Annotated in this window: 1 protein-coding gene; it reads right to left on the reverse strand. The window is 56.7% G+C overall.

Annotated features, from left to right (window positions below; translation table 11 throughout):
• Positions 1 to 8,924, reverse strand: an 8,924-nt coding sequence (locus ACIPUG_RS21255; protein ID WP_400340091.1) for an amino acid adenylation domain-containing protein, incomplete at both ends; no start/stop codon positions are given.

The following is an 8,924-nucleotide window of genomic DNA, read 5'->3' on the forward strand; positions in this document are numbered from 1 at the left end:
GCTGTTCATGACGCCCTTGGGTTTACCGGTGGAGCCGGAGGTGTAGATGACGTAGGCCAGATGATGGGCGTCGAGTCCGGCGATGTCGGGGTTGTGGTCACTCCGCGTGCTGAAGTCGGCGGTATCGAGCAGGATGAGCGGGAGTTCACCGGTCTGAAGCTCGTGGCGGCCGGCCTGGGTGAGCAGGGCGACGGGGGCGGCATCATCGAGCATGTAGGCGAGACGCTCGGCAGGGTAACCGGGGTCAAGCGGAACATAGGCGGCCCCGGCCTTGAGAATGCCGAGGAGTCCGATGACCATGTCGAGAGAGCGCTCGACGCAAATGGCGACGCGGTCATCGGGCTGGACGCCGAGTGAAAGCAGGTGGTGCGCGAGCTGGTTGGCACGGCGGTTGAGTGCGTCATAGGAGAGGTGCTGGTCTTCAAAGAGGACGGCGATGGCCTCGGGTGTGCGAGCGGCCTGGTCTTCAACGAGCTGATGGATAAGCGCATCCTGCGGGAAGTCGGCGTCGGTGGCGTTGAAGTCGACCATGACCTGCCGGCGTTCGCTGTCAGGTAGGATCGGCAGCGTCATGATAGGACGCTCTGGCTCCGTGGCCAACGCCTCAATTAACGCCTGAATCGCGGTTTCCAGATACTGGGTGATACGGCTAGAGTCAATTTCTGGACTGGTTTGGGCAACCAGACGGAAATTTTTACCGAGATCGTCCACCGATATGGTTAACGGGTAGTTGGTGCGTTCCTCCACGGTTAATTGACGCATACCCTGCCAGACTCTGGTGGCCGTATCGTTGTTAGCTGCACTGTGCTGACTATGACGGAAGTTGAATAACGTACTGAATAGCGGCATTGGCGGCATGACGCCACTGCATCGTTGTGCCAGCGCCAGCGGCGTTTGTTCATGCTCCAGAAGCGAGATGAGTTCATCATAGGTTGAGCGTACGACATCAATTGTGCTGCGGTCGTTAAGGGAAATGCGCAGCGGCAGTGTGTTAATAAACATCCCCATTACTCTGTCTGCGCCATCCGTACCTTGTAAACGCCCAAGCAGGACGGAACCAAACACCACATCATCGCTGTTGCTGACATGGGCTAACACCTGTGCCCAGGCCACATGGAATAGGACGCTGGGGCTGACGCCCAGTCGGTTTGCCCGGTGGCGTATTGCTTGTGCTAATGCAGGCTCAAGATACTGCATGGTTTCGTCCACATGCTCGCCAGCCGTTTTTATATCGATCAGACCAAAAGGCGCGGTTGGTGCCTCTACATCGGCCAACCGGGAGCGGAAATACGCTTCATGAGCGGACATGGGCACACTTAAAATCTGAGCGATAAAGTTACGGTAAGGCAGCGGCGTTGGCAGATCATCATCATGGCCCTGCAAGATTGTGCGTATCTCGTCAATCATCAGGGCGAGCGTGATGTGGTCACAGACCAGATGATGGAAGCCTAGCGCCAGCAGCCATTCCTGATTGGCTGCATCGTGAGCGATATCCGCGGTGAGCAACGGTGCCTGACTCAGATTGATACGGCGCGTATGCGAGCTGGTATGGGCGCGTAGCTGACCGAGCACATCATCGTCCGAGTCGATCTCCAGCGTGTTTATCGGTAACTGTGCATGACGCCAGACCACCTGGACAGGCTGGCTAAGTCCCTGCCAACAGACGGCGGTGTGCAGGATGTCATGGCGTTCGATAACGCGTTGTAGTGCGCTGAGGAAAGTATCAAGGCGTTCACGGCTATCAAAAGCAATCACGGTTTGCGACAGGTAGGTATCTCCCTGTTCCTGAAGCAGATAATGGAACAAGATCCCTTCTTGCAGCGGCGCGAGCGGGTAAATGTCCTGCACATTGGCCGCGCCGCCGGGAACGGTCGCGACAATCGCGTCAATATCACGCTGAGAAAGTGAAATCAGCGGCAGCAGTTCCGGTGTAATGGCTGTGCAGTCCGGTGAAATCAGGACGGAAGGAACGACCAGAGGTTGTTTTGAGCGATTGGTAAGTATGGCCTGTGCCATATCGCAGAGCACAGGAGCGGAGAACACGCTACGAACGTCCAGTGTCTGGCCGATATTGCGTAACCGCTCAATCAGGCTGACTGCCATCAAGGAATGGCCACCAAGCTCGAAGAACTGGTCATGGCGACCAACGCGGTCCAGCCCCAGGAGATCTTGCCAGATCTGGGCCAATGCGGTTTCGAGTTCTCCTTGCGGTGCGACATAGCCGCGTGTTGCGACGGCTGATTGATCCGGCGCGGGTAGCGCTTTGCGGTCAATCTTGCCGTTTGGCGTAAGTGGGAAGGCATCGAGCGTGACAAAAGCACTGGGGACCATGTACTCAGCCAACTGTTCGGCCAACTGCTGACGCAGATCGGCGGGATTGAGATCGGTGTCAGGCTGAGAGCGAAGGTAGGCAACCAGACGCATATCTCCGGGGATGTCTTCGCGCGCGGCGACCACCGCTTCCTGCACGTTAGGAAGCTGCATGAGGCGTGCCTCAATCTCACCCAGTTCAATACGGAAGCCGCGTACCTTGACCTGGAAATCGTTACGACCCAGATAGTCGATATTACCGTCCGGCAGCCAGCGGCCGAGATCGCCGGTTTTGTACATTCGGGCTTCTGGTTCGTGTGAGAAGGGATCGGGAATAAAATGTTCTGCCGTCAGATCTGGGCGATTCAGATAGCCCCGTGCCACGCCTGCGCCGCCGATGTGAATTTCCCCGGCGACGTTGAGCAGAGCTGGACGTCCCTGCGGATCCAAAATATAGATTTGGCTATTGGCGATAGGGTGACCAATTGGCACGGTGAATCGCTTGTGGAACGTCTCGGACGACGCCACAGGGTAGACGGACGCCCACACGGCGGCTTCTGTGGGACCATATTCGTTATACAGTGCGGTTGACAGACCGAGCTGTTCAATCGCGGTGTGGATTTCCGGTGGGCAGCGTTCACCCGCCACAATCAGCGCTTGCAGAGAGGTCAGTTCCTCATTGTGGCTCATCTGCAAGAGGCTCAGGGCCAAAGACGGCACGCACAAAAGACAGCAAATGCGGTGCTCATGAAGCATATGTAAAATGGCCGCCGGATCGACGGTTATCGTCTGTTCTGGCAGATACAGGCTTCCTCCGCGCGTGAGCGTGCCAAATACGCTGGCAAGCGCGCTGTCAAAGGCAATGGAGGACAGCAGCAATACCCGTTCGAACGGGGGATAGGTTAACTGTCGGGCGTAAGTCGAGGCCACAATGTTGCGGTGCTCAACCATGACGCCTTTGGGTTTCCCTGTCGAACCCGAGGTATAAATGATGTAGGCCAGATGGTGAGGCGTCAGCCCGAACGTCTGGGCCTCAGGATTACTCTCTGGGTAGGCGTCGAACAGGGAAACGTTATCCAGCAGAATTGTCGGCAGATCGCAACGCAACGACTCAAGCAGTGATGAGTGTGTCAGGAGTGCGACCGGGGCAGAATCATCCAACATGTAAGTGAGACGTTCTGCCGGATAGGATGGATCAAGTGGCACATAGGCTGCGCCAGCCTTGAGAACACCCAGCAGGCTGACGACCATTTCCGGGCTGCGTTCGACGCAAATCGCGATGCGGTCATCCGGTTTTACGTCCAGAGAACGCAGATGATGGGCCAACTGGTTGGCGCGGCGGTTGAGTTCCGCGTAGCTGAGCAACTGTTCTTCGAACGCGACAGCGATGGCATCTGGCGTCCGCGCAGCCTGTTGTTCAAAGAGCTGATGAAGCAGCTCGCGTGGGAGCTCGGCCTCGGTCGCGTTGAAGTCGACCAGCAGCGTTTTACGCTCCTCTTCCGGTAGGACTGATAAGCCAAGAATGGGCTGTAGCGGATCAATGGCTAACGCCTCAACGAGTCCACGTAACGCCGTCATCATATAATTCACTATGCGGGCGGGATCGATCTCACTGACGGTCTGCGCCACCAGACTAAATCCTTCTCCCAGATCGTCTACGGACAGTGTGATTGGGTAGTTGGTCCGTTCTTCGGTCGCCAGAAGTTTTATACCGCTCCAGGCGCTGTTGTCATTTGCCCCTGTCTGGCTATGACGGTAATTAAGCAACGTACTGAACAACGGTATAGGAGGCGTCACGCCGCTACATCGCAGCGCCACGGAAAGCGGGGTTTGCTCATGTTCAAGTAGGGCGGTGAGATCGCGGTAGGTGGATTGGACGATATCCCGCACGCCGTGCTCGGCAAGTGAGAGGCGAAGCGGCAGCGTATTGATAAACATGCCCATGACCCGATCCGCGCCAGCCGACCCTTGGAGTCGACCCAGCAGCACCGATCCGAAGACGACATCATCGCGACCGCTGGTTTGCGCCAGCACCTGTGCCCATGCAACGTGGAACAGAACACCTGGGCTGATACCTAACTGGCGGCACTGCTTGCGGATTGCCATGGCGAGCGACGGGGCGAGTAGCTGGCTGGCTTTCACGACATTGTCTCCGTCGCCTTGTATATTCAGCAAGCCGAAGGGGGCGGTAGGCTCATCGATATCAGCCAATCGGCTGCGGAAATAGTCCTCATGTGCTGATGTGGGAACGCTGATATTTTGCGCAATAAAGTTACGATAGGGCAATGGCGTCGGTAGTACGTCGCCACGGTTCTGCAATAGCAGCCGCACTTCTTCAATGATCAGCGCCAGCGTCATGTGATCACCGATGAGGTGATGAAAGGTCAGAGCCAGTAGCCACTCATTCCGCTCAGCGTCGTGAACAATATCTGTGGCAAACAGCGGTGCCTGATTCAGGTTAAGCCGACGAACGCTGGGGTCAGTGTATGCTTTTAACTGCGCCAGAACGTGCTCTGTTTGCGCAGGAACAAACGTATTCACGCTCAACGGGGCCTGACGCCAGACAACCTGTACGGGCTGATTTAATCCCTGCCAGTAGAGAGCGGTGCGCAGAATATCGTGGCGATCGATGACGCGCTGTAGTGCATCCAAAAAATCATCGAGGCGTTCACGGGTATCGAAAGCGACAAGGTTAGTGAGTAGATAGGTATCGCCCTGCGCCTGCAACCGATGATGGAATAAAATGCCTTCCTGTAAGGGAGAGAGCGGATAAATATCCTGCACATTGGCCGTGCCACCGTGTACGCTATCTATGATAGCGTCTATTTCATTCTGAGACAGTGTGACCAGCGGCAACAGGTCGGGCGTAATTTGTTTGCAATCGTTGGGGATGAGATTAGCCGCAACGCCGCTGAGATTACTCTCCTGCTGTACCTGCATCGACTCCGCCATATCGGCGAGCGTTGGTGATGCAAAGACGCTACGCACATCAAGCCGGTAACCCAGATTACGCAATCGCTCAATCAGGTTAACCGCCATCAGTGAATGGCCGCCGAGTTCGAAAAAGTGATCCCGGCGTCCGACATGCGTTAAGCCCAGCAGGTTTTGCCAAATGGACGACAGAACGGTTTCTTTTTCACCCACAGGCGCTTCGTAGGTACGGGTCACGACAGCGGTCTGGTCAGGAACGGGTAACGCTTTGCGATCGAGTTTGCCATTCGGCGTGAGCGGAAAAGTATTGAGCGTGACAAAGGCACTGGGCACCATATATTCGGCTAAATGGTGAGCCAATTGCTGACGCAGGTCGGCAGGCACCAGCTCAACACCGGGTTGTGCAATGAGGTAAGCGACCAGACGTGTCTCTCCCGGTTCGTCCTCACGGGCGATTGCGACAGCTTCTTTCACGCCCGAGCACTGAATAAGGCGTGCTTCAATTTCCCCCAGTTCGATACGGAAGCCGCGTACTTTCACCTGGAAGTCATTACGGCCCAGATAGTCGATGTTGCCATCATGCAGCCAGCGACCCAGGTCGCCCGTTTTGTAGAGGCGGGCATCGGGATCATCGGTAAACGGATCGGCAATAAAATGCGCTTCCGTTAACGCCGGGCGGTTAAGGTAGCCGCGTGCGACGCCGATGCCGCCGATGTAAATTTCTCCGGTCGCGCCGATGGGAACCAGTTTGCCTTGTGGATCTAAAATATAGATCCGCGTATTGGCAAGCGGGCGACCAATGCAAGGTTCTCTTTCATCCTGAATACTGCACGGATAAAGCGTGGCGCAGACGGTGGTTTCCGTCGGACCATAGGCGTTAAACATATGCCGTCCGGCTGCCCAGCGTTTGACTAACGCAGGCGGGCAAATTTCACCGCCGACGACCAGCGTCTGTAATGTTTCCGGTAGCCCATCCAGTGCCGCCAATGCTGTCGGTGTTATCAGCATGTGCGTAATCGTGTTGTCTTCCAGCGTTTGACGAAGTGCTGCCCCCGGCAGGATAGCCGCGCGTTCGGCAAGGTAGAGCGTCGCACCTGCTAGCAGCGTCATGCAGCATTCCTGCATACAGACATCAAAACTGAAAGAAGCCAACTGAATCACATGGCTGTCTGCTGCAATATGCAAAGCCTCTATCTGTCCGCTAAGCAGGTTACACATACTGCGATGCTCAACCATCACTCCTTTCGGCTTGCCGGTAGAACCGGAAGTATAAATAACATAGGCCAGATGGCGTGGCGTCAGGCCGAACGATCCTGGATCAGGGTTATGGTCTGGTGATTCGTCAGCGATAGCGGCTGGCAGATTATCGAGTTCGATCACAGGGAGATGGCTACCCAACTGGGTGACCAGATCGGTTTGCGTTAGCAGTGCGACAGGTTCCGCGTCCTCTAGCATGTAAGTCAGACGGTCAACGGGGTAAGACGGATCTAACGGCACATAGGCTCCGCCGGCTTTGAGTACCGCCAGCATGCCGACAACCATCTCCAGACTGCGCTCAACGCAAATCGCGACCCGATCGTCCGGCTGTATACCGAGTGAGAGCAGGTGATGGGCGAGGCGGTTGGCTTGACGGTTAAGTTCGTCGTAGCTTAATGATTGCGACTCAAATACCACTGCTGTGGCGTCAGGAGTGCGTTTAACCTGTGCTTCGAACTGCACGTGGGCGAGTGCAGAGTCAGGTCGTACGACATCAGTAGCGTTGAAATCGACCAGTAGTTTTTGGCGTTCATTTTCCGGCAGGACGGATAACGTCAGGACTGGGCGCTGTGGCTCGTTCTCCAATGCCTCAACCAGACCGTGGATCGCGGTGAGCAGATAGTGAGCGATTCGCGCAGGATCAATTTCTGTGCTGGTTTGTGCCAGGAAACTGAACCCGTCCCCGATATCATCCACCGAAAGTGTAAACGGATAGTTGGTACGTATATTTTCCGTCAGCACCCGAATGCCTTCCCAGGGACGGGTATCTTTATTTATCTGCGTATGGCGATAGTTGAGGAGGGCGCTGAACAGTGGCATGGGTGGTGCCACGCCGCTACAGCGTTGAGCGAGCGCAAGCGGTGTCTGCTCATGTGCCAACAGCGCTGTCAAATCGTGATAGGTTTCCTGTACCGCGTCCAAAACGCTGCGTTCGGCAAGAGAAATCCGCAGCGGCAGCGTATTGATAAACATCCCCATGACCTGGTCGGCACCCGCAGAACCTTGCAAGCGGCCTAACAGCACTGTGCCGAAGACGACATCGTCACGGCCGCTGGTCTGCGCCAGCACCTGCGCCCAGGCCACATGGAACAGCACTCCGGGGCTGATCCCTAAACGACGGGACTGCTGATATATTGCGCTGGATAATGGCGCAGGAAGCGGCATGCGGACTTCAGCGATATTCTCGCCCTCTCCCTGTGTATCCAGTAAATCGAAAGGAATCGTCGGCGCATCAATATCCGCCAGCCGTTCGCGAAAATACGCTTCATGCTCCGTATTCGGGACGCTTAATATTTGGGCAATAAAGTTACGGTACGGCAGCGGAGTTGGCAGGGCATCCTGCTGACCCTGCAACAGTTGGCGGATTTCACCGACGATCAGCGTCAGCGTCATATGATCGCTAATCAGGTGGTGTAATCCTAAGGCTAGCAGCCATTCACCCGTTGTCGGATCGTGAGCAATGTCGGCCGAGAGCAACGGTGCCTGATTCAGATTAAGACGGCGGGTGCGTGGGTCGGTCTGTTTCTTCAACTGAGCCGGAACGTCATCTGATGACGTCGGTTCAAAGGTGTTGATGGGCAAGACTGCCTGACGCCAGACCACCTGCACCGGCTGGCTTAGTCCCTGCCAGCAGACGGCGGTGCGCAGGATATCGTGGCGATCGATAACCTGCTGAAGCGCATCTAAAAAGGCATCAAGACGAGCGCGATCCTGAAACGCCAGCAAGTGGTACAGCAGGTAGGTGTCACCCTGCTCCTGAAAGCGATAGTGGAAGAGTATGCCTTCCTGCAGAGGCGAAAGCGGATAGATATCCTGTACGTTTGCAGCTCCGCCGGCGACGGTAGCCACCACCGTATCGATCTCCGGCTGGGTGAGCGTTACCAGCGGAAGCCGGTCGGGCGTGATGGCGGTGCAGCCTGCTGGAATGCGGTTGGGCGGCACCACCACAGCCGGTTTATCCTGATGCGCTAGTATCGCCTGTGCCATTTCACTCAGCACCGGTGCGGAAAAAATGCTACGCACGTCCAGCGTCAGGCCCACATTACGGAGTCGCTCAATCAGGCTGACGGCCATCAGCGAGTGGCCGCCGAGCTCGAAGAAGTGGTCGTGGCGGCCGACGCGTGCCAGCCCCAGCAGTTCCTGCCAGATAGCGGCCAGTGCGGTTTCGACCTCACCCTGCGGAGCGGCATAGTCGCGGGTTGCCACAGCGGACTGGTCAGGGGCGGGCAGGGCCTTGCGGTCGAGCTTGCCGTTAGGGGTAAGCGGGAAGGCGTCGAGGGTGACAAACGCGCCGGGCACCATGTACTCGGCCAGATGCAGGCTGAGCTGCTGACGCAGGTCGGCGGGGTCGGGGGTGACGCCGAGCTGCGGACAGAGGTAGGCGACCAGCCGGGTATCACCGGGGCTGTCTTCACGGGCGACGACAA

Origin of the sequence: Pectobacterium sp. CHL-2024 (genome assembly GCF_044751765.1) — a bacterium.
Taxonomy (GTDB): Bacteria; Pseudomonadota; Gammaproteobacteria; order Enterobacterales; family Enterobacteriaceae; genus Pectobacterium; species Pectobacterium brasiliense.